Source organism: Streptomyces marispadix (assembly GCF_022524345.1).
Lineage (GTDB): Bacteria > Actinomycetota > Actinomycetes > Streptomycetales > Streptomycetaceae > Streptomyces > Streptomyces marispadix.
Window position 1 is genome coordinate 2,037,002 of record NZ_JAKWJU010000002.1, and the last position, 25,678, is coordinate 2,062,679.

The 25,678-nt window shown below is 70.4% G+C and carries 25 protein-coding genes and 1 pseudogene; 10 read left to right on the forward strand and 16 right to left on the reverse strand.

Translation table 11 applies throughout. The annotated features are described in order from the left end of the window. Positions 1-79 precede the first annotated feature (79 nt). Together MMA15_RS08685 and bcp are read right to left on the reverse strand one after the other, a co-directional pair. Positions 80-1,777, reverse strand: coding sequence for an MFS transporter (locus MMA15_RS08685; RefSeq protein WP_241058548.1), 1,698 nt, complete (start codon positions 1,775-1,777; stop codon positions 80-82). A 247-nt stretch (positions 1,778-2,024) separates the two neighbouring features. After that, positions 2,025-2,498 (reverse strand): thioredoxin-dependent thiol peroxidase, encoded by a 474-nt coding sequence (bcp, locus tag MMA15_RS08690; RefSeq protein ID WP_241058549.1) that lies wholly within the window; start codon positions 2,496-2,498, stop codon positions 2,025-2,027. Between the two features lie 348 nt (positions 2,499-2,846). Here bcp and MMA15_RS08695 point away from each other — a divergent pair, with 348 nt between their 5' ends. Both MMA15_RS08695 and MMA15_RS08700 read left to right on the forward strand, forming a co-directional pair. After that, a complete protein-coding gene (locus MMA15_RS08695) occupies positions 2,847-3,170 on the forward strand; it encodes a DUF3618 domain-containing protein (RefSeq protein ID WP_241058550.1) in 324 nt (107 codons plus the stop codon). Positions 3,171-3,255: 85 nt separating this feature from the next. Then, complete coding sequence (locus MMA15_RS08700) at positions 3,256-3,588, forward strand: GroES family chaperonin (protein ID WP_169133793.1); 333 nt, start codon at positions 3,256-3,258, stop codon at positions 3,586-3,588. Positions 3,589-3,729: 141 nt separating this feature from the next. On the opposite strand, the gene MMA15_RS08705 is transcribed toward MMA15_RS08700, so the two are convergent. After that, a complete protein-coding gene (locus tag MMA15_RS08705; protein ID WP_241058551.1) occupies positions 3,730-6,036 on the reverse strand; it encodes a transglycosylase domain-containing protein in 2,307 nt (768 codons plus the stop codon). A 264-nt stretch (positions 6,037-6,300) separates the two neighbouring features. On the opposite strand from MMA15_RS08705, the gene MMA15_RS08710 reads away from it, so the two are divergent. From MMA15_RS08710 to MMA15_RS08720, 3 genes are all read left to right on the forward strand, one after another. Next, the gene (locus MMA15_RS08710; RefSeq protein ID WP_241058552.1) at positions 6,301-7,110 is read left to right on the forward strand and encodes an ABC transporter permease; all 810 of its coding nucleotides are present in this window, start codon (positions 6,301-6,303) and stop codon (positions 7,108-7,110) included. A gap of 157 nt (positions 7,111-7,267) precedes the next feature. After that, positions 7,268-8,032 carry an ABC transporter permease gene (locus MMA15_RS08715; RefSeq protein ID WP_308290611.1) on the forward strand — a complete coding sequence of 255 codons (765 nt, stop codon included), beginning with the start codon at positions 7,268-7,270 and terminating at the stop codon, positions 8,030-8,032. A gap of 164 nt (positions 8,033-8,196) precedes the next feature. Continuing rightward, positions 8,197-9,159 (forward strand): ABC transporter ATP-binding protein, encoded by a 963-nt coding sequence (locus MMA15_RS08720; protein ID WP_241058553.1) that lies wholly within the window; start codon positions 8,197-8,199, stop codon positions 9,157-9,159. 127 nt (positions 9,160-9,286) lie between these two features. On the opposite strand, the gene MMA15_RS08725 is transcribed toward MMA15_RS08720, so the two are convergent. Further along, positions 9,287-10,585 (reverse strand): SGNH/GDSL hydrolase family protein, encoded by a 1,299-nt coding sequence (locus MMA15_RS08725; RefSeq protein WP_241063093.1) that lies wholly within the window; start codon positions 10,583-10,585, stop codon positions 9,287-9,289. A 225-nt stretch (positions 10,586-10,810) separates the two neighbouring features. Between MMA15_RS08725 and MMA15_RS08730 the strand changes: the two genes are divergently transcribed. Continuing rightward, positions 10,811-12,391 carry a DUF445 domain-containing protein gene (locus tag MMA15_RS08730; RefSeq protein ID WP_241058554.1) on the forward strand — a complete coding sequence of 527 codons (1,581 nt, stop codon included), beginning with the start codon at positions 10,811-10,813 and terminating at the stop codon, positions 12,389-12,391. Between the two features lie 96 nt (positions 12,392-12,487). Here MMA15_RS08730 and MMA15_RS08735 read toward each other — a convergent pair whose 3' ends face one another. The 3 genes from MMA15_RS08735 to MMA15_RS08745 form a co-directional block, all read right to left on the reverse strand. After that, complete coding sequence (locus MMA15_RS08735) at positions 12,488-12,865, reverse strand: hypothetical protein (RefSeq protein ID WP_241058555.1); 378 nt, start codon at positions 12,863-12,865, stop codon at positions 12,488-12,490. 161 nt (positions 12,866-13,026) lie between these two features. Next, positions 13,027-13,752: a ribonuclease PH gene (gene rph / locus MMA15_RS08740; RefSeq protein WP_241058556.1), complete on the reverse strand. Its 726-nt coding sequence runs from the start codon at positions 13,750-13,752 to the stop codon at positions 13,027-13,029. 203 nt (positions 13,753-13,955) lie between these two features. Continuing rightward, positions 13,956-14,189 carry a PTS sugar transporter subunit IIB gene (locus tag MMA15_RS08745; RefSeq protein ID WP_241058557.1) on the reverse strand — a complete coding sequence of 78 codons (234 nt, stop codon included), beginning with the start codon at positions 14,187-14,189 and terminating at the stop codon, positions 13,956-13,958. A gap of 264 nt (positions 14,190-14,453) precedes the next feature. On the opposite strand from MMA15_RS08745, the pseudogene MMA15_RS08750 reads away from it, so the two are divergent. Next, positions 14,454-15,677 (forward strand): annotated as a pseudogene (locus MMA15_RS08750) (PTS transporter subunit EIIC); the annotation flags it as partial. Positions 15,678-16,164: 487 nt separating this feature from the next. Here the strand turns inward: MMA15_RS08750 and MMA15_RS08755 are convergent. Further along, complete coding sequence (locus MMA15_RS08755) at positions 16,165-16,926, reverse strand: MBL fold metallo-hydrolase (protein ID WP_241058558.1); 762 nt, start codon at positions 16,924-16,926, stop codon at positions 16,165-16,167. Positions 16,927-17,110: 184 nt separating this feature from the next. Between MMA15_RS08755 and MMA15_RS08760 the strand changes: the two genes are divergently transcribed. Beyond that, the gene (locus MMA15_RS08760) at positions 17,111-17,590 is read left to right on the forward strand and encodes a type II toxin-antitoxin system PemK/MazF family toxin (protein WP_241058559.1); all 480 of its coding nucleotides are present in this window, start codon (positions 17,111-17,113) and stop codon (positions 17,588-17,590) included. Positions 17,591-17,747: 157 nt separating this feature from the next. On the opposite strand, the gene MMA15_RS08765 is transcribed toward MMA15_RS08760, so the two are convergent. The 7 genes from MMA15_RS08765 to clpS all read right to left on the reverse strand — a co-directional run bounded on the left by MMA15_RS08765 (position 17,748) and on the right by clpS (position 22,896). Next, positions 17,748-18,698 (reverse strand): PLP-dependent cysteine synthase family protein, encoded by a 951-nt coding sequence (locus MMA15_RS08765; protein ID WP_241058560.1) that lies wholly within the window; start codon positions 18,696-18,698, stop codon positions 17,748-17,750. Then, complete coding sequence (locus MMA15_RS08770) at positions 18,698-19,042, reverse strand: MoaD/ThiS family protein (RefSeq protein ID WP_241058561.1); 345 nt, start codon at positions 19,040-19,042, stop codon at positions 18,698-18,700. The genes MMA15_RS08765 and MMA15_RS08770 overlap by 1 nt, the downstream gene beginning before the upstream one ends. A gap of 148 nt (positions 19,043-19,190) precedes the next feature. After that, a complete protein-coding gene (locus MMA15_RS08775; protein WP_372498208.1) occupies positions 19,191-19,322 on the reverse strand; it encodes a putative leader peptide in 132 nt (43 codons plus the stop codon). A gap of 243 nt (positions 19,323-19,565) precedes the next feature. Next, complete coding sequence (locus tag MMA15_RS08780) at positions 19,566-19,997, reverse strand: M67 family metallopeptidase (RefSeq protein ID WP_241058562.1); 432 nt, start codon at positions 19,995-19,997, stop codon at positions 19,566-19,568. Positions 19,998-20,096: 99 nt separating this feature from the next. Then, on the reverse strand, positions 20,097-21,572 hold the full coding sequence (locus MMA15_RS08785) for an amino acid permease (RefSeq protein ID WP_372498209.1): 1,476 nt from the start codon (positions 21,570-21,572) through the stop codon (positions 20,097-20,099). A 362-nt stretch (positions 21,573-21,934) separates the two neighbouring features. Then, positions 21,935-22,585, reverse strand: a complete 651-nt coding sequence (locus MMA15_RS08790) for a DUF2017 domain-containing protein (protein WP_241058563.1) — start codon at positions 22,583-22,585, stop codon at positions 21,935-21,937. Beyond that, complete coding sequence (clpS, locus tag MMA15_RS08795; RefSeq protein WP_070031194.1) at positions 22,585-22,896, reverse strand: ATP-dependent Clp protease adapter ClpS; 312 nt, start codon at positions 22,894-22,896, stop codon at positions 22,585-22,587. The genes MMA15_RS08790 and clpS overlap by 1 nt, the downstream gene beginning before the upstream one ends. Positions 22,897-23,026: 130 nt before the next feature. Here clpS and MMA15_RS08800 point away from each other — a divergent pair, with 130 nt between their 5' ends. Both MMA15_RS08800 and MMA15_RS08805 read left to right on the forward strand, forming a co-directional pair. Next, entirely contained in the window at positions 23,027-24,355 is a 1,329-nt protein-coding gene (locus MMA15_RS08800; protein WP_241058564.1) for a nicotinate phosphoribosyltransferase, read from the forward strand. 163 nt (positions 24,356-24,518) lie between these two features. Continuing rightward, positions 24,519-25,112: an isochorismatase family protein gene (locus tag MMA15_RS08805; RefSeq protein WP_241058565.1), complete on the forward strand. Its 594-nt coding sequence runs from the start codon at positions 24,519-24,521 to the stop codon at positions 25,110-25,112. A 123-nt stretch (positions 25,113-25,235) separates the two neighbouring features. On the opposite strand, the gene MMA15_RS08810 is transcribed toward MMA15_RS08805, so the two are convergent. Beyond that, positions 25,236-25,562, reverse strand: a complete 327-nt coding sequence (locus MMA15_RS08810; RefSeq protein ID WP_241063096.1) for a hypothetical protein — start codon at positions 25,560-25,562, stop codon at positions 25,236-25,238. Positions 25,563-25,678 lie beyond the last annotated feature (116 nt).

Below are 25,678 nucleotides of genomic sequence, written 5' to 3' on the forward strand. Positions count from 1 at the left end.
GCCAAGGGGAAGCAGGGGCCGAGGCCAAGGGGAAGCCGGGGCCGAGGCCAAGGGGAAGCCGGGGGTGAAGCGCCGGGCGTCAGAACGCGGGCGGGCTGGCGCCCTGGGACTGGCGGGCCAGTTCCTTCGCCTCCTGCTCCGTGGCCACCGACGGCGGCGAGCCCTTCAGCGGCTGCTGTGCCGTCTCCTTCATGACCAGTACGGATACGACGCCGACGACTGCGAACAGCGTCGTGTAGTAGGCGGGCATCAAGTCGTCGTCGGTGAGGGCGACCAGGCCGTCCATCACCAGGGGTGTGGTGCCGCCGAAGGCGGAGGCGGCGATGTTGTAGCCGATGGAGAGCGATCCGTAGCGCACGTCGGTGGGGAAGAGCGCGGGCAGCGCGGCGGACATCGTGCCCAGCAGGCAGACCAGCGAGAAGCCGAGCATCAGCATGCCGCAGACGACGGCGGGGAGGCTGCCCTGCTTCAGCAGCAGGAAGGCGGGGACGGTGAGCACGACGAAGCCCAGCATGCCGGTCATCAGCAGCGGCCTGCGTCCGTGGCGGTCGTTGAGCCGTCCGACCCGGTTGATGACGCACATCATCAGCAGCATGGTGCCGACGAGGATGAAGGTGCCGTGGCCGGGCTCGTAGTGGAGGGTGTCGGTGAGGTAGGTCGGCATGTACGACAGCAGCATGTAGTCGGTCACGTTGTACGCGCCGACGAGGGCGATGCACAGCAGCAGCACCGCCCACTGCTCCTTGAAGATCTTCGAGAACTCCTGCTTGGGGCCGTTCTCGGAGAGGTGGGGCTGGGGGCGTACGGGCTGGACGGGCTGTGCGGGGCGGTCGGCGTCCTCTTCCCGCGGCCCAGCACCGGCCCGGGGGCCGCCGCCGGGCTCGGCACCGGCACCGGCCTGCCCCGGCACCGGACCTGCCCCCCGCGGCACCGGACCCGCCCCCGTCTTCGGGCCCGTCTCCGTCCCGGGCTCCGGAAGCCCCGCATGCTCCCGCCCCTCGCGCGCCATCCGCTGGAATGCGGGCGTCTCGTCGAGCTTGAGCCGGAGATAGATCCCGACGAGGCCGAGCGGGCCGCCGATCAGGAAGGGGATGCGCCATCCCCAGGAGATCAGGTCGCCGTCGCTGAGGGTGTACTGGAGCACCGCGGCGATGGAGGCGGCGCCGGAGTAGCCCGCCAGCGTGCCGAACTCCAGGAAGCTGCCGAAGAATCCGCGCTTCTTGTCGGGTGCGTACTCGGCGATGAAGGTCGAGGCGCCGCCGTACTCGCCGCCGGTGGAGAAGCCCTGTAGCAGCCGGAAGAAGATCAGCAGCACAGGCGCCCAGACGCCGATGGTGCCGTAGCCGGGGATGAGGCCGACGCAGAACGTCGCGGTGGCCATCAGCAGCATCGTCGCGGCGAGGACCTGTTTGCGGCCGATGCGGTCGCCGAGCGGTCCGAAGAAGACTCCGCCGAGGGGCCGGACGATGAAGGTCACGGCGAACGTGCCGAGGGAGGCGAGGGTGCGGGCGCCGCCGTCGAGGCCGGAGTAGAAGACGTCGCCGATGGTGACGGCCAGATAGGAGTAGATGCCGAAGTCGAACCACTCCATGGCGTTTCCGAGCGAGGCGGCCTTCACCGCGCGCTTGACGGACTCCTCGTCGGTGACGGTGATGTCGCTGCGGCGCCATGCGGGGTTCAGCCGGCGCCTGATGGCCCTGAAGAGCGTGGGGTGGCGTTTGACGGCTTCCGGATCACGGGCGTGGGGCTCGCCCATGTCGCTGTTGCTGCCCGGCATGGCACGGTTCCCTCCTCTGTTGCTCTCGCGGTGCTGTCCCACCACGGCGAGGCGGTACCCAGGCACTCCGTACGCATACTGTCGCCCTGTGCACTTTCCGCCGCCACCGCGGGAAGCGCACAGGGCGGGCCTGTGCATGCGTTCGTTCTGGGGTGATGTGCCTTCGTGCTCGGCTGCGTGTCTTCGTTGCCCGTACGGGTTCCGGGAGCCGGGGGCGCTCCCCCGGCAGGCGCCGGGCCTCGCCGTCCTACGCCTCCAGTTCGAGGTCCTTGATCAGCTTGGCGACGTGTCCGGTGGCCTTGACGTTGTACAGCGCGCGTTCCACCTTGCCGTCGGCGTCGACGATCACGGTGGAGCGGATGACTCCGGTGACGGTCTTCCCGTAGAGCTTCTTCTCGCCGAAGGCGCCGTAGGCCTGCATGGTCTCCTTCGACGGGTCGGCGACGAGCGTGACGCCCAGGTTCTCCTTCTCGCGGAACTTGGCGAGCTTCTCGGGCTTGTCGGGGGAGACGCCGATGACGTCGTAGCCGGCGCCCGCGAGCAGGTCGAGGTTGTCGGTGAAGTCGCAGGCCTGCTTTGTGCAGCCGGGGGTCAGCGCGGCGGGGTAGAAGTAGACGATGACCTTGCGGCCACGGCGGTCGGCGAGCGAGATCTGCTTGCCGTCGGCGTCCGGCAGTTCGAAGTCGGGGGCGGTGTCGCCGGGCTTCAGTCGCTCACTCATCTGTGCTCCTCGGTGTAGCTGTCGTCGGTCCCGAGAGTAGCCCCAGCCGTGCGCACCGGGGGTGCCGCGGGGCGGCGGACGGGGCGAACTGACAGACTGTACGGCGGGTCTGCCGTGGACTCGTGTGGCCGCCGGTCCGGTTCGGCCGGTCTGTGCGGGCGAGTTCGGCGCCGGCGGTACGGGGAACGCGCATCGGTACGCGTGACGTGCCGCACGTCGCGGCGGCCGACTGGCGTGATTCCGGCCGCGGTTGGCGGGCGGGGTCAGGTGTGACGGCGTGTGCGCGGGCAGCGCGTACGCCGTGGGACGGCGAGCAGGAACGACGGATCGATCGACGGAGGCGGCGCGGTGCCGGAAGCCAGGACTCCCGCGGACATCGAGGCGGACATCATCAGCAGGCGGCGTGAACTCGCGGCGACGCTCGATGAGATCGCTGTGCGCGTGCACCCGAGCACGATCGCGGGCGACGCGAAGGCGAAGGCGTTCGCGGCGGTCGACCGCACCGCGGGCCGTGCGTATGTGGCGGCGAACCGTGCGGTCGCGGACGTACGGGCGAAGTTCGTCGACGAGGACGGCTCGCCCCGCCTGGATCGGGTGATTCCGGTGGCTTTGGTCGCGGTGGCCGTCGTGGGCGGGCTGTTCGCGCTGTCGGCACGGCGGCGCGGGCGCTGAGGCCCTGATATACGGTCTAGCCGTGAATTCCGAGACATCTACCGGTCATGCGGCCCCCGGCGCTGATGCCGGCGTGGGCTCGGGCATGGCGCGCCACGACAAGCTGCCGATCCGGATGCTGCACGACAGGGTGCTGGTCCGTACGGACATCGAGGAGGGCGAGCGGCGTTCCTCGGGCGGGATCGTGATTCCCGCGACTGCTGCCGTGGGGCGGCGGCTGGCGTGGGCCGAGGTCGTGGCGGTCGGGCAGAACGTACGGACGGTCGAGCCGGGTGACCGGGTGCTCTTCGATCCGGAGGACCGGGCGGAGGTCGAGGTCCGGGGCGTGGCGTATGTGCTGATGCGGGAGCGGGATCTGCATGCGGTGGCCTCGGAGCGGCTTCAGGGGTCCGAGGATTCGACGGGGCTGTATCTGTAGCCGCCGCGTCCTCAGCTCTGTGAGCCCCCGGAGCGAGCCCGCGCCCCGGCCAGGCGGCGGCCTCAACTTCCTGGTCCCGTAGTCCCGTACGGCGGTCGGGCCCTTGTAGCGGGGAGACCGCCGGCGCCGTGCGGCTCCTGGTCAGGCCCTGTCGTCCTCCGGCAGCTCCGACATGCGTGCCGCCGAGGCCGGGCGGCCCGTCGTGTTGCCGCCCTGCCAGCCCTGGTCGCCGCCTGGGCCGCCGGTCTCGCCGCCGTCGTCGCCGCCGACCTGCCCGTCCGTGTTGCCGCCTTCGAGGCCGCCGGTCGGGGGTGTGCCCGGGTCGGTGGGCGGGTCCGTCGGCGGGAGTGTGGGCGTGCCGGGGTCGGTGGGCGGTGTGGTCGGGCCGTCGGTGGGCGGTCCGGTGGTGCTGGGGTCGCCGCCGGTCGGGGGTGCGCTGGGTTCGCCGCTGTCGGGCGGGGTGGTGCCGGGGATCTCGGCGTCGCCGCCGGTTTCGAGGTCGAAGTCGCGTACGGGTTCGCCTTCGAGTGCTGCCTTGGTGTAGTCGCCCCAGATCTCGGCGGGGAAGCCGCCGCCGTTGACCCGTTCCAGACCGGCGGCCCCGTAGAGGGACTTCTGCTCTCCGGTCTCGGAGTTCTGGCCCATCACGCTTACGACGGTGGCGAGTTCGGGTGTGTAGCCCGCGAACCAGGCGGCCTTGTCTTCCTCGGCGGTGCCGGTCTTGCCTGCCGCGGGCCTTCCGGCGCTCTGTGCCGCCGTGCCGGTGCCGCCCTGAACGACCTTGCGCAGTACGGCCGTTGTGGAGTCCGCGGCGCTGCGCTCGACCTTCTCGGTGACGTCGCGGTCGGGCAGTTCTATGACTTCGCCGCCGTGTGTGGCCTTGTCGACGAGGCTGTAGTGGCCGCGCTTGCCGTGGTTGGCGAGGGTGGCGTACGCCTCGGCCATGTCGGTGGTGGAGGCGGTGGCGACGCCGAGTGCGATGGAGCCGTCCTCGGGCATGTTGGGGGTCTTCTCGGGGAGGCCGAGGTCGACGGCGGTCTGCTTGACCTTCTTCGGGCCCACGTCGACTCCCATCTGTGCGAAGACGGAGTTGACGGACTTGTTCATGGCCTTGGTGACGGGGATCTGCCCGTAGGACTTCTTGTCCTCGTTCTCGGGGGCGTAGTCGGTGCCTTGGCCGTCACTGATCACTTCGCGCTTGTTGGTGCCGTCGTAGACGGTGTCGGCGTTGATGCTGCGGCCGTCCTGCGTCCTGGCGTCGTTCTGCAGGGCGGAGGCGAAGATGAACGGCTTGAAGGTGGAGCCGACCTGGTAGTCGCGGCGGGTGGCGTTGTTGACGTATTGCCGGGTGTAGTCGATGCCGCCGTACATGGCGACGATCTTCCCGGTCTTGGGGTCGACCGAAGTGCCGCCCGCGCGCACGTACTTGTCGACCTTGCGTTCCTTCTTGTCGAGCTTGGACATGAGCCGGTCCTCGACCGCTTCGCGCATGGCCTTCTGCCGCTTGGGGTCGAGTGTGGTGGTGATGCGGAAGCCGCCGGCCGCGAGCCGCCGCTCGTCGATGATCTCGTTGCTGATCAGGTAGTTCTTCACCGCTTCGACGAGGTAGCCGCGCTGGCCGGACATTCCGGTGGCGGGCTTGGCGCGGCCGGGCTTGGGGAATTCCATCGAGTCGCGCTCGCCCCTGCTGATCCAGCCCTTCTTGACCATGCCGTCGAGCACGTAGTGCCAGCGGGCGACGGCCCTGCGGCGGTTCTCGGGGTGTGCCTCGGTGTCGTAGGCGTTGGGCGAGTTGACGAGCGCGGCGAGGTAGGCGCCCTCGGCGGTGCTGAGGTCGGAGACGTCCTTGCTGTAGTAGGCCTGTGCGGCGGCCTGGATGCCGTAGGCGTTGCGCCCGAAGTAGCTGGTGTTGAGGTAGCCCTCGAGGATGTCGCTCTTGCTGACCTCGTTGTCCAGCTTGAGGGCGATGAAGAACTCCTTGGCCTTACGGGAGAGGGTCTGGTCCTGGTTCAGGTAGTAGTTCTTGACGTACTGCTGCGTGATCGTCGAGCCGGACTGTTTGCCCCCGCCGGTGACCATGTTCCATCCGGCGCGGAGCATGGCCTTGGGGTCGACGGCCGACTCCTGGTAGAACTCGCGGTCCTCGGCGGCGAGTACGGCCTCCTGGACGCTCTTGGGGACGCGGGCGAGGTCGATGTTCTCCCTGTTGACCTCGCCGTCGCGGGCGATCTGGGAGCCGTCGGAGTAGAGGAAGACGTTGGTCTGGGCGGCGGCGGCCTTGTTCGCCGGGGGGATGCTGACGAGGAGGTAGCCGGCCACGAGCAGTCCGCAGCCGAGGACGATGAGAAGCATCGTTCCGCCCAGCATCCAGCGCCAGGTGGGGACCAGCCGGCGGAGTCCGGTCCTGCCGTCCCCCGTACTGCCCGTCGCTTTCGGCTCGTCGCTCATCTCTACTGGGACCCCTCGTCCGAATTCGGGCGATCCGGTCGTTACGCCCTTGGTCGTAAGCGCGCCTGGCTCGATCGTCCTGCTCACCGGGGTCGGTCGTACTCGAGCGCGGCCCCGTCACTGTACGTGCCGCGGACCTGCTGCCGTGCACGTGGATATTCGTTGGCTGCCCGCTTCCCCGGTGGGCTAGGCTCCTTCGTTTCCCAATCGTGAGAAAGCCACGAGGGAGCACTACTGGGATAGACGGAGAAGGGCTTCAAAAGGATGCGCCTCAGCGGCGTCTATTTCGCGGTGGCGGCGGGCGGATTCCGTCGTTACTCCACGTATCGGGTCGCGACGGCCGCCGGAGTCTTCACCAACACCGTCTTCGGCTTCATTCTCGCGTACACCTTCACGGCGCTGTGGAGCGAACGTCCGCATCTCGGCGGCTACGACGAGTCACAGGCGCTGACGTTCGTATGGACGGGACAGGCGCTGCTCGCGGCGGCGGCGCTGATCGGCGGCGGCTTCCAGGAGGAGCTTCAGGAGCGCATACGCACCGGGGACGTCGCCGTCGATCTCTACCGGCCGGCCGATCTTCAACTGTGGTGGCTGTCGGCTGATCTCGGCCGTGCCTGCTTCCATCTGCTGGGCCGCGGTGTCGCTCCGATCGCCGTGGCCGCCTTCTTCTTCGAACTGGCCCTCCCGGCTTCGCCGTTGACCTGGGCGGCCTTCCTGGTCTCGGTGGTGCTGGCCGTCGTCACGGGCTTCGCGCTGCGCTATCTGTTCGCGCTGAGCGCGTTCTGGCTGCTGGACGGCACGGGGCTGAACATGCTGAGCACCCTGCTGAGCATGTTCTTCTCGGGGATGCTGCTGCCGCTGACGGTCTTCCCCGGCGCCTTCGGCGAGGTCGTACGGCTGCTGCCGTGGGCGGCGACGATGCAGGTGCCGGCGGATGTGCTGCTGGGCGAGTACGAGGGGGCGGGGGTGCTGGGGGCGTTCGGCTTCCAGGCGGCGTGGGCGGCGGTGCTGCTGGCGGCGGGCAGGGCGCTTCAGTCGCTGGCCACGCGGAAGGTGGTGGTCCAGGGTGGCTGAGTCGCGATCCGAGGTCGCAGCCGCTTCCGGGGCCACGGTTCCGGCCGCGCGGGACGCACACCGTGCGCAGGACCTTCGGCACGCGGCGCACTCCGGTCCCGAGGGCCTGCTCGCGCGGCTGTGGTGGGGCGTCCGCGCCTACTGCCTCATCGCCGCGATGTGGGTGCGCTCGACGATGGTCTACCGGACGTCGTTCCTGATGCTGGCCGCGGGGAGCTTCGCGACATCGGTGCTCGACTTCGTCGCCATCATGATCATGTTCTCCCATGTGGAGGTCCTCGGCGGGTTCGCCTTCCACGAGGTCGCACTGCTCTACGCCACGTCCGCCACGTCGCTCGGTCTGGCCGACCTGCTGCTGGGTTCCTTCGACCGCGTGGGCACGCGCGTGAGGGACGGGACGATGGACACGATGCTGGTGCGGCCCGTACCGGCTCTGGCGCAGGTCGCCGCGGACCGGTTCGCGCTGCGGAGGCTGGGCCGCATCGGGCAGAGCGTGCTGGTGCTGGGCTGGGCGCTGGGCGGTGTGGACCTGGCGGGCGGGGCCTGGGCGCCGCTGCTGCTCGCGGTCACGGTGCTGAGCGGTACGGCGATCTTCGGCGCGGTGTTCGTGGTGGGCGGCGCCTTCCAGTTCGTGGCGCAGGACGCCGCCGAGGTGCAGAACTCCTTCACCTACGGCGGTGCGACGCTGCTGGAGTATCCGCCGACGATCTTCGCCAAGGACCTGGTGCGCGGGGTGACGTTCGTGGTTCCGCTCGCGTTCGTCAACTGGCTGCCCGTGCTGCGCCTGCTGGGCCGTGACGATCCGCTGGGGCTGCCGGGCTGGGCGGACTTCGCGGGCCCCGCGGTGGCCGCCGCCTGCTGTGCCCTGGCGGGGCTGGCGTGGCGGTCGGGTCTGCGCGCGTACCGCAGCACCGGAAGCTGAGGTGCGCGACGGGGCCGTGTACGCGGACATGAGCGACGTCGGCACGCACGACGTAAGCGCGCACGTACACCCGCACGTACGCGCGTAGGACGGCCCGCACGTACACGCGTAAGAGGGCCCGCACGTAGACGCATGAGAGCAGGAGGGGACCGGAAAAGGTGGCCATGACCGAGGACTTCATCGTGCTGGAGGACCTGGAGAAGGTCTTCCAGGTGCGCCGCCGCACAGCGGGGAGGCTGCGGCGCGAACGACGCGAGGTGCGCGCGGTGGACGGCATCTCCTTCTCCGTCGCACGCGGCGAGATGGTCGGCTACATCGGCCCGAACGGCGCCGGGAAGTCCACCACGATCAAGATGCTCACCGGAATCCTCACCCCCAGCGGCGGGCGGCTGCGCGTCGCGGGGATCGATCCGTCCCGCGAACGCACCAGGCTGGCCCGCCGCATCGGCGTCGTCTTCGGCCAGCGCACCACCCTCTGGTGGGATCTGCCGCTGCGCGACTCCTATGCGCTGGTCCGCCGCATGTACCGCATACCCGAAGCCCGCTACCGCGAGAACCTGGAGCGGTGCGTGGAGCTTCTGGACCTGGGCGGTCTCCTCGAAGTGCCCGTGCGGCAGCTCTCGTTGGGGCAGCGCATGCGCGGCGACATCACGGCTGCGCTGCTGCACGACCCGGACGTGCTGTATCTCGACGAGCCGACGATCGGGCTGGACGTCGTCAGCAAGTCGACGGTGCGCCGCTTCCTCGCAGACCTCAACTCGGCCGAGGGCACGACGGTGTTGCTGACGACGCACGACCTCACCGACATCGAGCAGCTCTGCAAGCGCGTGATGGTCATCGACCACGGGCGTCTGATGTACGACGGAGCGCTGACGGGCCTGCACGAGGTGGGCGAGAGCGAACGGACGCTGGTGGTCGACCTCGAACGTGAACTGCCGCCCATCGAGGGCGTCGAGGGCGCCCGCACGGTACGTACGGAGGGCCCGCGCCAGTGGCTGGCCTTCCCGGCGTCGGCGAGCGCCGCGCCGATCGTCTCGCAGATCGCCGACGGCTATCCGCTGGTGGATCTGTCGGTGCGCGAGCCGGACATCGAGGACGTCATCGCCCGTATGTACGGGGGTGGTTGAGAGGCGGGGCCCATGCCGGGAGGGGCGTGACCGGCGGACCCGGACGCCCGGCCCCACAGGTCTCGCCCCTCAGGCCTCGCCCCTCAGGTCTGGCCTCTCAAGGTCCGGCCTCCCAAGGTCCGGCTCCTCAGGTCTTCGCCGGTGACGAGCCCTTCAGCAGCTTCAGGTCGAGCGCCTCGGCCATCGCGCGGAATCCGTTGTCGCTCGGGTGGAGGTGGTCGCCGGAGTCGTAGGCGGGGCGCAGCCGGTTGGGGTTCGCCGGATCGCGGAGGGCGGCGTCGAAGTCGACGACGTCGTCGAAGACCTTGCCCGAGCGGATCTCGTCGTTGACCCGCTGCCGTATGTCGTCCAGCCGCTTCTGGTAGCCGCGGTGTTCGCCGAAGGGCGTGAGCGTGCCGCCGATGACTCGCAGATTGCGTGCGTGGGCGTACTTCACCAACTGCCGCAGCCCGCTGACGATTCGGCGCGGGTCGCGCTGACGCGGCGGCTTGATTATGTCGTTGAGGCCCATCTCGATGACGACGGCCTTCACTCCGGAGCGCGAGAGCACGTCGCGCTGCATGCGGGTCAGGCCGCTGGGCCCGTTGTTGGGCGAGTAGCGGGGACCGTCGACGAGGACGCGGTTTCCGCTGATGCCGCCGTTGAGCACGCTGTAGCGCGGTGCCTCCCGTTCGGTGCGCAGCCGTTCGGCGAGGAAGTCGGTCCAGCGGCGGTTGGCGCCGGGGCTGGAGCTGATGCCGTCGGTGATGGAGTCGCCGAGCACGGCTACGGCGCCGCGGGTCTGGTTGGTCCATACGTCGACCGCGGTGAGGTAACGCCAGTACGGGCTCTGCTCGGTGAAGGCCGTGCCGGAGGTCTCGTCCGCCTTGTCGCCGCGCGCCACGTAGCTGGTCTGGCGGGCGTAGGGGTGGTAGGTGACGGGTCCGGACGGCTTCGGGGAGTAGGTGGTGACGAGGAGGTCCGCGGCGTGCGGGACGTTGAGGCGCACGGAGTCGCTGGTCGCCTTGCGTCCGGGCGGGATGGTGACGGTGCGGGAGTTGCCGAAGGTCAGCCGGCGCATGCTGCCGCTCGCTGCGGTCGGGTTGCTGGGCGCGGCGGCGAGCGCGAGCGTCGCGTGGGAGATGGTGAGCGGCTTGGTGCCGTAGAGGTTGGAGAGGGTGATGCGGGCCCCGGAGCCGCCGACGGAGGTGTGGACGACGTTCCGTATCGACATCTTGGGGTAGCCGTCGCGGGTGTTGGGCTCCGCGGCGACCGCGGATGCGGCCCAGGTGCCTACCCAGTTGCCGGAGGAGGCGGGTGCGGCGTTGTCACGGGTGCCTTGCGTGATGCCGTCCAGGCTGCCGTCGTCACTGCCGGCGCCGATGAAGACGGCGGTCGAAATCAGCACGACGATCGCCGCCAGACCGGCGAGCAAGGCATAACCCATGTTTCTGGTCACGCTCGGTGTGTCTCCTCGGGCAGGCGGAGCCCGAGGCTCCGAGTGGTCGCGGTGGAATGATCCCACGATCGCGGCGCGGTCCTGCCCCTGGGGCGGCCGGGCCGGGACGCCCGATCGGTCGTCCGCTGAGACAGACGCCGAATGACCGGGCTTCGTTCCACCTGTCAGGCACCTTGGGACACTGTAGGGGGGACTGGCCGAACGGTGGAGTGGATGGATCAGGGAAAAGCGGGCAAGGCGCCTGCCGGAGAGCCCGGCGGAGTGAGAGCAATCACAGGCGGTGAGTCGGCGGCGGGTTCCGCGGAGACGCGTCCCAACGGCCGTACGGGCAGCGGGAGTTCGGGCCCACCGCGCACCGCGGGCTCCTCGGGTGCGGCGAACTCACCGGGCGGTACGGGACCTTCGGGAGCCTCAGGCGGTACTGGCGGTACGGGAGCATCAGGCGGCACGGGCGCATCGGGTGGTTCGGGCTCCTCAGGGGGCCCCTGCGCTCCCGCGGGCGGCGCCCGACGGCCCCCCAATCCCGGCCCGTTGGGCACGTTCACCGCCGCCGACGAGGAACGGCAGCGCGGCGTCCGCAGGATGAAGACCATCGCGACGGGCGCCCTGGCGCTGATGGCGACGGTCTTCGTACTGGTCAAGTGGGCGCAGCACGAGGGCGCGGGAGCCTGGGCCGGCTATGTGGCGGCTGCCGCCGAGGCGGGAATGGTGGGTGCGCTCGCCGACTGGTTCGCGGTGACGGCGCTCTTCCGTCACCCCCTGGGGCTGCCCATCCCCCATACGGCCATCATCCCCACCAAGAAGGATCAACTCGGCCACACTCTGGGCGAGTTCGTCGGTGAGAACTTCCTCTCCAGCGGCGTCGTACGCTCCCGGCTGCGTGCCGTGGGCATCGCGGGCCGCCTCGGTGCGTGGCTGGCGCAGCCGGACAACGCGGACCGGGTGACGTCCGAGCTGTCCACTGCGCTTCGCGGCGCTCTCGCCGTGCTGCGGGACTCCGATGTACGGGCGGTGGTGGGCGAGGCCGTCACGCGCCGCGCCGACGCACAGGAGATCGCGCCCGGTCTGGGACGGATGCTGGAGCGGGTCGTCGAGGATCAGGGTCATCGCCGTGTGGTGGATCTGATGTGCGCGCGTGCGGCCGAATGGCTGGAGCAGCACAGCGATTCGGTGATGGAGGCCGTCACGGGCGGCGCCCCCGGCTGGACGCCGCGGTTCGTCGACCGCCGTGTGGGCGACCGGGTCTACCGCGAACTGCTGCGGTTCGTCACGGAGATGAGGGACATGCCGACGCATCCGGCGCGCGGCGCGGTCGACCGTTTCCTGACGGACTTCGCCGCGGATCTGCGTACCGATCCGCAGACGCGTGCACGTGTGGAGCGGCTCAAGAGCGACGTGCTCGGCCGCGGCGAGGTGCAGGACCTGATCTCCTCGTCGTGGAACTCCGTACGCTCCATGATCGTCGCCGCCGCGGAGGACGAGCGCAGCGAACTACGCGTAAGGGCAAGGGCGTCGCTGCTGTCGCTGGGCCAGCGGGCAGCCGCGGACGGGCGGTTGCGCGGCAAGATCGACGGCTGGATCGAGGACGCCGCGGTGCACGTCGTCACCACCTACCGCGACGAGATCACATCGCTGATCACGGAGACCGTCGCCGGCTGGGACGCGGAGCACACCTCGAAGAAGATCGAGGCGCACATCGGCCGCGACCTTCAGTTCATCCGCCTCAACGGCACGGTCGTCGGGTCCCTGGCGGGGCTTGCGATCTACGGGCTGGTCAACCTGGTCCAGGGCTGAGGCGCCCGCACACACGAACGCGCGGACAGGGCGGCCCGGTTGGGCCGGTCGTGCCTGCCGTGCGGTGCGTGCGAGCGCGGTCCGGCGATTCGGCCGTCAGCCCGTGCAGACCTTGGACAGCTCGTCCGCGGCCTTGCCCACCGGGCGGACATCGGGCTCACGGCCCTCGTCGACGGCCTTACCGGCGTCCTCCACAGCGGTGTTCATGTGGTCGACCGCCTTGCTCACGTCGGAGTCGCCCGTGCTGTCGTCTATCTTCTTCAGGTTCTTCTCGATGCGGTCGATCGACTGCCTGGCCTGCGCCGGGTCCTCGGAGGCTCCGGAGACGGCCTGCTGGAGATCGTCGGCGGCATCGGCCACTGTCACGGCGGTGTTGGCACAGCTCACCGCCTTGTCCACGGCGCTGCATCCGGTCAGCGCGGTGACGGCGAGTGCGGCGGTGCCGAGGACGGCGAGCACGGGAGAACGACGCACGGGGACCTCTTCTTCCTTGTCAGTGGACGGGCCGCGCGGTATGACCCGCACGGCCCGTACCCTTTAGACGCGTAAAGCACACGCAAAGTTCCCCGGCTCCAACTGCCTTTCCCTCACTGCGAGTTGAAGCGACCCCGGCAACAAGGCCGGGCCGGGGGCGCTCAGCCGCCGAGCGCCCGCTGCTGCGCCTCGTCGAGCTGTGAGCAGCCCTTGACCGCCAGGTCCAGCAGCCCGTCGAGTTCCTGCCGCGCGAACGGCTCGCCCTCGGCCGTGCCCTGCACCTCCACGAAGCGCCCGTCGCCGGTGCAGACCACGTTCATGTCGGTCTCGGCGCGCACGTCCTCCTCGTAGCACAGGTCCAGCAGCGGCTCCCCGCCCACGATGCCGACGCTGACCGCCGCGACCGTGCCGGTCAGCGGCTGCGCCTTGCTCTTGACGAGCTTCTTCTCCTGCGCCCATCCGATCGCGTCCGCGAGCGCCACATACGCGCCGGTGATGGCCGCGGTGCGGGTGCCGCCGTCGGCCTGGAGCACGTCGCAGTCGAGCACGACGGTGTTCTCCCCCAGCGCCTTGTAGTCGACGACGGCGCGCAGGGAGCGGCCGATCAGGCGGGAGATCTCATGGGTACGGCCGCCGATCTTCCCTCGTACGGACTCGCGGTCGCCACGGGTGTTGGTGGAGCGCGGCAGCATCGCGTACTCGGACGTGACCCAGCCCTCTCCGCTTCCCTTGCGCCACCGCGGCACCCCTTCCGTGACGCTCGCGGTGCACAGCACCCGGGTGTCGCCGAAGCAGATCAGAACGGATCCCTCGGCGTGCTTGCTCCAGCCGCGGTCGATGGTGATGGGGCGCAACTGGTCAGCCGTACGGCCGTCGATACGAGTCATGGGGCGAGCCTAGATGGTGTCGCGCGGGCGGAGTCGATCAGGCAGCGGAGGGTGTGAAGCCCCGCGCGCCGCAAGGGCGTTCGCGCCTCTTCCGCGGAGCGGCCCGTCGGTCGCCCGGCATCCGGGCCCCGACTGCCCGGCGGCGGCGGCTGGTTGGCCGTTCAGCCGACCGGCAACCGGTCAGCATCCGGTCAGCCGGACCGTCACAGCATGTCCTCGATCTCCCCCGCGATCGGGTCGGCGTCGGTGCCGATGACGATCTGCACGGCCGAGCCCATCTTCACGATCCCGTGTGCACCGGCGGCCCGCAGGGCGGCCTCGTCGACCAGCCCGGCGTCCGCGACCTCCGTACGAAGGCGGGTGATGCAGCCCTCGATCTCGGAGATGTTGTCCAGTCCGCCGAGCCCGGCGACGATCTTTTCGGCCTTGCTGCTCATCTCGGTCTCCTGCTCTCCGCCGCCTCGTACGCGGGCGCCCACGCACACCGCCGGGCCTGGGTCACCCCAGTATGGGCCAACCCGCCGCCCTCGCCCCCTGTGCCCGGCCGAGCGTGAGACTCCCCATATCGGTGGGTACATATGCGCCTTTAATGCGGCAAACCGCACTTTCCGCGCTGCTGCACCCGTGCTAAAAGAGGTCTAAACCACTTGTGGGGTCTGCTCCCAACGGTCCGACCTCCCGGAGGCCACTGGAGGAAGTCCATGACCACGGCTACCGACGCCCGTACCGCGGGCCGGGGCTCGGCCGCGATGGCTATCGCGCAGCGCATCGGCCGCAGTCTCATGCTCCCCATCGCCACTCTGCCCGCCGCGGCCCTCATGGTGCGGCTCGGCCAGGCCGACATGCTCGGCCGCCCCGGCTTCCCGGACTTCCTCAACCGCATCGGCGAGTTCCTCGCCAAGGGCGGCGGCGCGCTGATCGACAACATGCCGCTGCTGTTCGCCGTCGGCATCGCCGTGGGCTTCGCCCGTAAGTCCGACGGATCCACGGCGCTGGCGGCGGTCGTCGGCTACCTCGTCTTCAAGAACGTCCTCGGGGCCTTCAAGGACGGCAACCTGCCCCCGGTGGAGAAGGTCGTCGACGGCAAGGTCGGCACCGTGGCACCGCCGGTGGACGCCGGTGTGCTGGGCGGCGTGGTCATCGGAATCGTCGTGGCACTGCTCTACCAGCGCTACTACCGCAAGAAGCTCCCCGACTGGCTGGGCTTCTTCGGCGGGCGGCGGCTGGTGCCGATCCTCTCGGCGTTCGCGGGCCTGCTGATCGGCGTGGTCTTCGGCTACATCTGGCCCGTACTGGGCACCGGCCTGCACGACTTCGGCGCGTGGCTCGTGGGTTCGGGAGCCGCGGGAGCGGGGGTCTACGGAGTCGCGAACCGGGCGCTCATCCCGATCGGCATGCACCATCTGCTGAACTCGTTCCCGTGGTTCCAGGCCGGTTCGTACAAGGGGCAGCACGGCGACATCGCGCGCTTCCTCGCGGGCGACCCCAGCGCGGGCCAGTTCATGACCGGCTTCTTCCCGATCATGATGTTCGCGCTGCCCGCGGCGTGCCTCGCCATGTACCACTGCGCACGGCCCGAGCGGCGAAAGTTCGTCGGCGGCCTGATGGTCTCCCTCGCGCTCACCGCCTTCGTGACGGGCGTGACGGAGCCCATCGAGTTCTCGTTCATGTTCATCGCGCCGGTGCTGTACGCGATCCACGCGGTGCTGACCGGCGTCTCGATGGCCCTGGTGTGGGCGCTGGGCATGAAGGACGGCTTCGGCTTCTCGGCGGGCGCCATCGACTTCATGCTGAACCTGGGCATCGCCACCAACCCATGGGGCCTGATGCTCGTCGGCCTGGTCTTCGCGGTGATCTACTACACCGTCTTCCGCATCGCGATCGTCAAGTTCGACCTCCCCACACCGGGCCGCGAGGCGCCGGAGCCGGACGAGGCCGAACGCGGCCGGGAACGGGAGAGCACAGCCGGCAAGGACCGTCACGGGGACGAGGTGCCCGCAGCGGTCGCCGTCACCGGCGCGGCAGCCGACAAGGCCATGGACAAGGAGGAGCAGCCCGTCTCCCCCGAGAAGGCGGCACACAACACCCGCAGCCTCCAGACCACGCAGAGCCCGCAGGGCACGCCGGAATCGCAGAGGCCCGAGGGCGCCCGGCCGGGCGGTTCCGGCTCGCGGCGCGGCGGCCCTGACGACGGGGACGACCAGGACAGGAGACGCGCCCGGATCTGACCCGGCCCCTCACGCCCGCGCCCGCCGCCGACAAGGCAGCGGGCGCGGTGCCTTGCGTGCGGGTGTCTTGCGGTCGGGATGCCTTGGGATGGGGGTGCCTTGGGTCGGCGGTGTCGCGTAGAGGGCCGGATGCCATGCCGTACGGGCCTCAAGTCCCATACGGTCCGCGACGGCGCTGCTCGCGCTACAGCTCGTAGACCGCGCCGGGCCTCGCCAGCTCCACGGGCCCCTCGAAGGTGTCCTTCGCGTCCCGCAGATTGACCTTCGCGTCCGTCCACGGGGGGACGTGGGTGAGGACCAGCCGCCCCACGCCCGCCTGCTGCGCGCACGCCCCCGCCTCACGGCCGTTGAGATGCAGGTCGGGGATGGATTCCTTGCCGTCCGTGAACGACGCCTCACACAGGAACAGCCCGGCGCCGCGCGCCAGTTCCGTCAGTGCGCCGCACGCCCCCGTGTCACCCGAGTAGGCCAGCGTCTTGCCGCTTTCGCGGTGGGTCACGCGGAACGCGTAGGACTCCACGGGATGCGAGACCTCTTCCGTACGGACGGTGAAGGGGCCCAGCTCGAAGACGCCGCCCGCCGTCAGCTTGCGGAAGTCGAAGACCTCGCTCATGGCGGAGTCGGACGGGGTGTCCCCGTACGCGACGGTCAGCCGGCGCTCGGTGCCGCGCGGCCCGTAGACGGGGATCGGCTCGCAGCGTCCGCCCTCGTGGCGGTAGTAACGCGCCACGAAGTAGCCGCACATGTCGATGCAGTGGTCGGGGTGGAGGTGGCTGAGCGCGATGGCGTCCAGATCGTAGAGACCGCTGTAGCGCTGTAGCTCGCCGAGCGCGCCGTTGCCCATGTCGAGAAGCAGCCGGTAGCCCTCGGCCTCGACCAGATAGCTCGAACAGGCGGACTCCGCCGATGGAAACGACCCGGAGCAGCCGACGACGGTGAGCTTCATGAAGCGGGGACCTCCGTTGGCGGCTGTGGGGTTTTTCGAGCGTAAGCCGCTGGGCGCCGCCTTTGGACTCAAGAGCGTGCTGGTGTGGGCGGAATCACCAGCGCGGGGTACGGTCGGCAGCCTGTGCGGTGCTGTTCGCGCGCCGGCGCACGGAGCGTACGGAGGTCCGGGAGGCGAAGCGGGCGTGGACACTTGGTGGTGGCTGGCGCTGGGGGCCGTCGTGGCGCTGTCACTTGTGGCCGCGCTGATCGACGGAGGCGCCAGGCTGGGCCGTCCCCTCTCCCGCATGTATCGAGGCCGCCGACGCGGGCGTGACGTACCGCTGCCTCATACGGGCCCGCGTGCCGGGGAGATCTGGTGGACGCGTGAACCGCTGCTGGTCCTGGTGCTGGCGGTACGCATCGACGGGGCGCGAGTGGCGCGGATCACCGCGGAACGCCCGTGCGGCGAGGGCGAGTACCGGCTCGCCGAGACCTCGGGGTCGAAGCTGGCGCTGCCGCCGGGGACGGTCCCCGATGCTCCGGGCCGGGTGACCGCGCTGTGCACGGACACCGCGTGGGAGGTGGCGCTCGGCGACTTCGGCCGGCGGGCCGGTGAGGTCGAGCCGGACACCTGGGCGCGGGTGCGGCGGTGCTTCGGAATGGAGTCCCACGCCGGGGAGTGAGAGACCTCGGCCGGGCGTCGGGTTCCTCCCGACCCGGCCTCCTGCCCCGGCGGCCCGCAACCACGACGAGGCAGCGACGCGCGGACTGCCGACTACTGCCGACTCCCGTGGCGGGGCCGGTGCCCGGCCGCTCAACAACCGGGCCCGTTGCGGTCGTTCAGGCCCAGAGCTGTCCCTGGAGTGCCTCGACCGCGGCCTCGGTCGTCTCAGCCGTGTAGATGCCGGTGGAGAGGTACTTCCAGCCTCCGTCGGCCACGACGAAGACGATGTCGGCGCTCTCGCCCGCCCGTTGGGCCTTGCGCGCGACTCCGGCTGCGGCGTGCAGCGCGGCGCCCGACGAGACGCCCGCGAAGATGCCTTCCTCGGCGAGGAGTTCACGGGTACGGCGCACCGCGTCCTCGGAGCCGACGGAGAAGCGCCCCGTGAGCACCGACTCGTCGTACAACTCGGGCACGAAGCCCTCGTCGAGGTTGCGCAGGCCGTACACCAGGTCGTCGTAGCGGGGTTCGGCGGCGATGATCTGGATGTCCGGGCGCTGTTCGCGCAGATAGCGGCCCGCGCCCATGAGGGTGCCGGTGGTGCCGAGACCCGCCACGAAGTGCGTGACGGAGGGCAGGTCGGCGAGGATCTCGGGGCCGGTGGAGGTGTAGTGCGCGGCGGAGTTGGCGGGGTTGCCGTACTGGTAGAGCATCACCCAGTCCGGGTTCTCCTCCGCCAGTTCCTTGGCGACGCGTACCGCCGTGTTCGAACCGCCCGCCGCCGGTGAGGAGATGATCTCGGCGCCCCACATGGCGAGGAGCTGGCGCCGCTCCTCGCTGGTGTTCTCCGGCATGACGCACACGATGCGGTAGCCCTTGAGGCGTGCCGCCATGGCGAGCGAGATGCCGGTGTTGCCCGAGGTCGGCTCCAGAACGGTGCAGCCGGGCGTCAACCGGCCTTCCTTCTCTGCCTGTTCGACCATGTACAGGGCGGGCCGGTCCTTGACGGAGCCCGTCGGATTGCGGTCCTCCAGCTTCGCCCAGATACGCACGTCCTCGGACGGCGACAGGCGCGGCAGCCTGACGAGCGGGGTGTCGCCGACCGCGTCGACGGGGGAGTCGTAGCGCATCAGCGGGGCCCTGTGCCGTCGTGTACGCGGGTGGCGTCGTGCTCGCGGGCGACGTGGCTGACGTGGGCGCCGGAGCCGCCCGCGACTGCCGGGAGGATCGTCACGTTGTCGCCGTCGCTGAGCCGGGTGCTGATGCCGTCGAGGAAGCGGACGTCCTCGTCGTTGAGGTAGACGTTCACGAAGCGGCGCAGCTCACCGCCGTCGACGAGCCGGTCCTGGATGCCCGTGTGGCGGCTCTCCAGGTCGTCGAAGAGCTCCTTGAGGGTGCCGCCCTCCCCCGTCACGGACTTCTCGCCGCCGGTGTAGGTGCGGAGGATGGTCGGGATGCGGACCTCGATGGCCATGGAAGCTCCTGTGGGTGGAGGCTGGCAGGACGGTGTGCTTGCGGGGTGCCGGGCGGGCGCTGGGGGCGTACTCACGCGAGGACGGGGACGGCGGTGCCGGTCCGCTGTGTCCTCGAACGGCCGGGCGGGGCGGGGCCGGTGGCCCGTGTCAGACGTGGACGTACGCGCGGCGCCGCGGCGCCCCGAGCGCGCTGGCGAGACGGCACAGGTCGACGTGCAGGCGCCCGACGAGCAGCGTGCTCCGGGTCTTCTCAGAAGCACTCACGTCGTGGACAACCATGGGCTCATCGTAACGATTCCCGCCGGGGCGCCCGGGTACGGGTCCCAGGATATGGACCGCGACGTCTCAAATCGCGTCGCAGGTCGTGTGACCTGCATGGACACCGTCCGCTCGTGCACCGTCGCTTCCCGGGCCGGGCTCGGTACTCCGGGACGGCTCCGGACGGTTCGGGCCACACACAGACCGTTCAGACCGCACAGACGGTTCAGGCCGTCCAGGCCGCACAGACGGTTCAGGCCGTTCTCAAGCCTGCCGACGGTCGACGATCTCGACGTCCTCCTCGGTGACCTCTCCGTCCACGATGCGGAACGAGCGGAAGGAGAAGGGACCTTCGTCGTTGCCGCACTCGGCGGTGGAGACGAGCACGTAGTGGGCGCCGGGTTCGTTGGCGTAGCCGATGTCGGTGCGCGAGGGGTACGCCTCCGTCGCCGTGTGCGAGTGGTAGATGACGACCGGCTCCTCGTCCCTGTCGTCCATCTCCCGGTAGAGGCGCAGCAGATCGCCGGACTCGAACTCGTAGAACGTAGGCGAACGCGCCGCGTTCAGCATCGGGATGAAGCGCTCCGGTCGGTCGGTCCCCGCGGGTCCGGCGATGACGCCGCACGCCTCGTCGGGGTGGTCCCTGCGGGCGTGGGCGACGATCTCGTCGTGCAGCTCCCTGGTGATGGTCAGCATGGTGGGAAGGATATGCGGGCCGCAGGGGGCGGGGTCCGGCCAGGTCACCGGCCCCGGGCACGGGAGAGGTCGACGGCCCGGAGCCGGGGGCGCGACCGGTCAGGCGCCGTCGCTCCTCCCGTGCGTCGGCCGCTCGCGCCGGAAGGTGTCCGGGTCGCGCGCCTTGAGCACGAAGTACGCGACGAGCAGTCCGGCGGCCCAGATCGGCGCCCCGTAGAGCGACACCCTGGAGTCCGGGTCGAAGCCCATCAGCACGACCACCCCGCCGATGAACGCCAGCGAGGCCCAGCTCGCATACGGGGCGAAGGGCGCCCTGAACGACGAGCGCGGCAGCACCCCCCGGTCGGAGGCGCGGCGGTAGCGGATGTGCGCGGCGAGAATCATGATCCACGCCCACATGCCGGAGATGGTGGCGAAGGCGACGACGTAGTCGAACGCCTTTGAAGGCCACTGGTAGTTGATCCATACGCCGGCCGTCATCAGCGCGGCGGAGACGCTGGTGCCCAGCAGCGGAAGGCCGTTGCCGGTGAGCCTGCCGAACGGTCTGGGGCCCTGCCGGTTGAGCGCCAGGTCGCGCAGCATCCGGCCCGTGGAGTACATCCCGGAGTTGCACGAAGAAAGGGCCGCGGTGAGCACGACGAAGTTCACGACGGCGGCGCCCGCGGGCAGCCCGATTCTGCCGAAGGCGGCGACGAAGGGACTGGTGCCGGGCTCGAACGCCGTCCAGGACACCACCGAGAGGATCACCGCGAGGGCGCCGACGTAGAACAGCGCGATGCGCCACGGCACGGTGTTCACGGCACGCGGGAGGGCACGCTCGGGGTTCACCGACTCCCCCGCCGTGACGCCGACGAGTTCCACCGCGAGGAAGGAGAACATCACGATCTGAAGCGTCATCAGCGTCCCGCCGACGCCCTTCGGGAAGAAGCCGCCGTCCGCCCACAGATGCGCGAGGGAAGCGGTGTCGCCGGCGTCCGAGAAGCCCAGGGTGAGCACGCCGACGCCGATGAGGATCATGCCGATGATCGCCGTCACCTTGACCATCGAGAACCAGAACTCCAGCTCGCCGAAGATCTTCACCGAGATCAGGTTCGCTCCGTAGAGGACGAGCGTGAAGACGAGCGCGGACACCCACTGCGGCACGGACGGCCACCAGAACTGCACATACGTGGCCGCCGCGGTGACCTCCGTGATGCCGGTGACGACCCAGAAGAGCCAGTACGTCCAGCCGGTGGCGAAGCCGAAGAAGGGCCCGAGGAACTCGCGGGCGTACTCGGAGAAGGAGCCGGAGACCGGCCGGTACATCAGCAGTTCGCCCAGCGCCCGCATGACGAAGTAGATGACGGTGCCCGCCACGGCGTAGGCGAGGATCAGGCTGGGTCCTGCCCTGGTGATGGCCTTGCCCGCGCCGAGGAAGAGGCCGGTGCCGATGGCCCCGCCGATGGCGATCATCTGGATCTGGCGGCTGCCGAGGCCGCGGCGGTAGCCCTCCTCGGGAGGGGCGACGGCGCCCTCCGCCGTCTCCGTGGTCTCGCGGCGGGGGCTGCCGCGGTCGTCGACCTGCTCGAAGGCCATGGGTGCGCCTTTCTCCGTGCCGGCGCAGGCAGCGGGCGCACGCCGGGACATGACGGATGTTCAGGATCTTCCGGACGGGCCGGAGTCATCATCATGTCCGCGCGTACGGGGAGTTCGGGGCGCGGGAAGGCAGCGGGCGCCGGATGCCATCCGTTCAGGGGACGGCGGCACGGGCAGCGCGGACGTGCGTGGCTCGTAGCGAAGCGCCGGGCGCCCAGGAAGGCCGAGGGCCGGTAAGGCCGGGCACTCGGGAAGGCCCGGCGCTCAGGATGGCCGGGCGTACGGATGCCCAACAGGGGGGCGCCGGGCGGAGGTTACGCGCCCACCGCGAGGGCCGGCGTTCGCGCCCTCGCTCTGCGCCTCTACGGCATCAGCGTCTCGACGAGCGACTCCTGGAGCCCGCCCAGCCACAGATACGCCATCACCATCGGCTTGCGCGGGTCCTCGTCGGGCAGCGCGTACAGCTCGCTGCTGTCGTCGTCGTCCCGGACCTCCAGCCGCGTACCGATCGCGAGCCGCAGGTCGTTCAGCGCGCCGAGCCACTGCTTTGACTCCTCGGGCTTGAGCGTCAGCACCGCGCCCGAGCTGCCGCCCGCCCCCTGGGGGCGCCTCCCGGGCCCGGAGGGCCCAGGGGGAGGGTCGGGGGTCAGCGAATCCAGGGCGCGCACGACCGCGAGTCCGTCCTCGCGCTTGCGTGCGCGCAGATCGTTCTCCGTGAAGCGGCGGAACTCGGCGGAGGCGCGGCGCTCATCCGGTCCCTCCTCGCCCGGTTCGGCGTCCGGGCCGCCGCCGTAGGCGTCGGGGAAGAGCCTGGCCAGCGCCGGGTCGGACGGCGGCTCGCTGGGCCCCTCGGCGAGGAGGGCGGTCAGCGGGTCCTCGCCGTCGGCGGGCTCGTCGCCCGGACCGATCAACTCCAGTAGCTGGACGGCGAGGCTGCGCAGAATCGAGATCTCGACCTCGTCAAGGGCGATGGCGGCGCCGCCGTCGCCGGTGGCCTCGAAGTGCCCGGCCATCAGCGGTCCTGCTGAAGGGTGGCCCAGAGGCCGTAACCGTGCATGGCCTGCACGTCGCGCTCCATCTCTTCGCGGCTGCCGGTGGAGACGACAGCCCGGCCCTTGTGGTGGACGTCCATCATCAGCTTCTTCGCCTTGTCCTTCGGATAGCCGAAGTAGCTCTGGAAGACGTAGGTCACGTAGCTCATGAGGTTGACCGGGTCGTTGTGAACGATCGTCGCCCACGGCACGTCGGGCTCGGGCACCTCGACGGGCGCCTCGGCCGACTCGGGGCGTTCGATCTCGGTAGGGGCAACACTCACGGGTCCCATGCTGCCACTCAGAGGCGTCGGGAGGCCAAACGGCCACGAGCGATATCGTCACAGTGACGAGATGTGTTGTACGCTCGGTTCCCGCACCGCCCCTGCCCCAGGGGCTCTCCGAAGCGAGGAGTCAGTACAAGTGAATGTGGCCGACAGGGGACTGCCGGTGGCCGTGCCGTCGACGGCGCTCTTCACCGACCAGTACGAATTCACCATGCTCCAGGCGGCGTTGCGCGCCGGGACGGCCGAACGGCGGTGCGCCTTCGAGGTGTTCGCGAGGCGGCTGCCGGAGGGACGTCGCTACGGAGTCGTCGCGGGAACGGGCCGTGTGCTGGACGCGGTCGAGAACTTCCGCTTCGACGACCAGGTGCTCCAGTACCTGCGCGAGCGGCGGATAGTCGACGCACCCACCCTCGACTGGCTCTCGCGCTACCGCTTCGGCGGCGACATCACCGGCTACCCCGAGGGCGAGGTCTACTTCCCCGGCTCCCCCGTGATGAGAGTCGAGGGCAGCTTCGCCGAGTGCGTACTGCTGGAGACCGTGATCCTCTCCATCCTCAACCACGACTCGGCGGTCGCCGCCGCCGCGTCCCGCATGGCCGTCGCCGCCGCCGGGCGCCCGCTGATGGAGATGGGTGCGCGCCGAACCCATGAACTGTCCGCCGTGGCCGCCTCCCGCGCCGCCTACCTGGGGGGCTTCGCCTCCACCTCGGACCTCGCGGCCGGATTCCGCTACGACATCCCCACCGTCGGCACCAGCGCCCACTCCTTCACGCTGCTGCACGACAGCGAGCGCGACGCCTTCACCGCGCAGGTCGACTCGCTCGGCAGCGGCACGACCCTGCTCGTCGACACCTACGACGTCGCGGAGGCCGTGCGTGCCGCCGTCGAGACCGCAGGTCCCGGACTCGGCGCGGTGCGCATCGACTCCGGCGACCTGCTGCTACTCGCCCACCGGGTACGCCAGCAGCTCGACGAACTGGGCGCCACCGGCACGAGGATCGTGGTCACCAGCGACCTCGACGAGTACGCCATCGCCTCGCTCGCCGCCGCACCCGTGGACGCCTACGGGGTCGGCACCCAGCTCGTCACCGGCAGCGGCCACCCCACCTGCTCGATGGTCTACAAGCTGGTGGCACGCGCCGCCTCGGCGGAACGGGACGCGCCGCTGCTGCCCGTGGCGAAGAAGTCGATGGGCGGCAAGACCTCGGCGGGCGGGGCGAAATGGGCGGCGCGGCGGCCCGACGAGGACGGCGTCGCCATGGCCGAGGTCGTCGGCACGGGCACCGTCCCGGAGGAGCTGAGGGAGCATCAGCTCCATGTGCCGCTCGTGCGCCGCGGTGAGACCGTCGCCCGCGAGCCCCTGGACACGGCGCGCGAACGGCATAAGAAGGCGCTTGCGGGACTGCCGATGTCGGCGATGCAACTCTCGCGCGGCGAGCCGGTGTTGCCCACGGAGTACGTATGACGCCCGTTCAGGGCAGGTCGCACGCACGAGACCGGTACACGGAAAAGCCGTACGTGGCAGCGGCGGCGACAGGTGTGCGTGGGACCTCCCACGGAGGCGGCTGATTCTCTAGGGTCGTGCCGACCGCGCTTCCCCCTTCCTCCCACCCCCGAAAGGGCTCCCCATGCACCGGGCACTGATCGTCGTAGACGTGCAGAACGACTTCTGTGAAGGGGGCAGCCTCGGGGTCAACGGAGGTGCGGACGTGGCCGCCGCCATCACCGATCTCATCGCAGACGCCTCCGCCGGCTACAACCATGTGGTGGCCACCCGCGACCACCACATCGAGCCGGGCGACCACTTCGCCGACAACCCCGACTTCGAGCACTCGTGGCCCCCGCACTGCGTCGCGGGCACCGAAGGCATCGGATTCCACCCGAACTTCGCCCCCGCCGTCGCCGCCGGGTCGATCGACGCCGTCTTCAGCAAGGGCTCGTACTCGGCCGCCTACAGCGGCTTCGAGGGCGCGGACGAGAACGGCACACCGCTCACCGAGTGGCTGAAGCAGCGCGACGTGGGGCAGGTCGACGTCGTGGGCATCGCCACCGACCACTGCGTACGGGCCACGGCGCTCGACGCCGCCTCCGAGGGTTTCCGCACCCAGGTCCTGCTGAACCTCACGGCAGGCGTCGCGCCCGCCACCACCGAGCACGCGCTCGACCAGATGCGCGCCGCGGGCATCGAGCTGTCGGGTACGCCGGTCCTGCGCGAGGCGTGAGGGCCGTACGTACGGCCTGTGGCTGCGGCCCCCGGGGCGGCGGGCCGACAGCGCGGCCGACGCGACGCAGGCTTCAGGCGTCAGGGCGGCCGCAGAGAGCGCGGGCGACTCCGAGCGCGCGCCCTACCCCGTGCGCACCCGGTCCGAGGGCCGCAGCAGGGACTCGATCGGGTGCCATGCCTCACGGTCGTCACCGGGCGTCATACGCCACACCAGCCCGTCGGGATGGTGCAGCACGGCCGTGATCTCGTCGGCGCACGGCGGCTCCGCGTTGCCCCGCAGATAGACCGCCCGCATGCCCAGGTTCCGCAGCCTGGTCAGGGCGCGGGCCCGGTTCAGGGAGTGGACGAGCACGCGTACGCGCGGCTCGTCGCCTTGCCGCCTGGCCGTCACGGCACGCACCGTGTGCGCCTCGTCGGCATGGGCCGACCAGCGCCGCCGCTCCGGCATGAGGCCGTCGAACGCACCGCCCCTGCGGCCCTGCCGTACGGGGCCCGGCTGCCGGCCTTCAGTGACCGGCTCCGAACCCGCGTCCAGGGTCGCCCCCTGCTCCGGCTCAGCATGCC